This is a genomic window from Cellulomonas algicola, assembly GCF_003851725.1.
In the GTDB taxonomy this organism is placed as follows: domain Bacteria; phylum Actinomycetota; class Actinomycetes; order Actinomycetales; family Cellulomonadaceae; genus Cellulomonas; species Cellulomonas algicola.
In genome coordinates, this window is sequence record NZ_BHYL01000535.1 from 1 (window position 1) to 496 (window position 496).

Consider the following 496-nt stretch of genomic DNA (forward strand, 5'->3'; position numbering starts at 1 on the left):
GGTCGCCGCGCGGGAACAGCACGCGCTGCGCCGGGCCGGTCGTGCCGTCGGCGCTGGTCGTGGAGTCCCTGCCCGACGGCAGCGCCGGCCAGGACGCGACGAGCGCGCGCGCGGTCGACTCGCCCCGGGGGACCAGCGACGGCTCGACGCCCGCCTCGCGCAGCGCCCGGGCCGTCCCGGGTCCGACGGCCGCGACGTGCACGCCCGCGTCGGCGACGATCTGGGCCAGCGTGCGGCCCGCGTGTGCGGCGCGCTGCTCCAGCACCGGCACGGCCGCCTGGCTCGTGACGACGAGCCAGCCGTACCAGCCCGCGCCGAGCGCGAGCAGGACGTCGTCGACGGGCGTCGGGTCCTCGGGCGGAACCGTCTCGACGAGCGGCACGACGACGGCTTCCGCGCCGGCGGCGGCGAGCGCGACGGCAGCCGGGCTCACGCCCGCGGCGGGCCGCGGGACCAGGACGCGCCACCCCGCCAGCGGGCCGGCCGCGGCCGGGAC

General features: G+C 81.2%; 1 protein-coding gene. It reads right to left on the reverse strand.

All coding sequences use genetic code 11. The features are described 5' to 3' along the window. Positions 1–496, reverse strand: a 496-nt coding sequence (locus tag CTKZ_RS21260; RefSeq protein WP_200829892.1) for a uroporphyrinogen-III synthase, incomplete at both ends; no start/stop codon positions are given.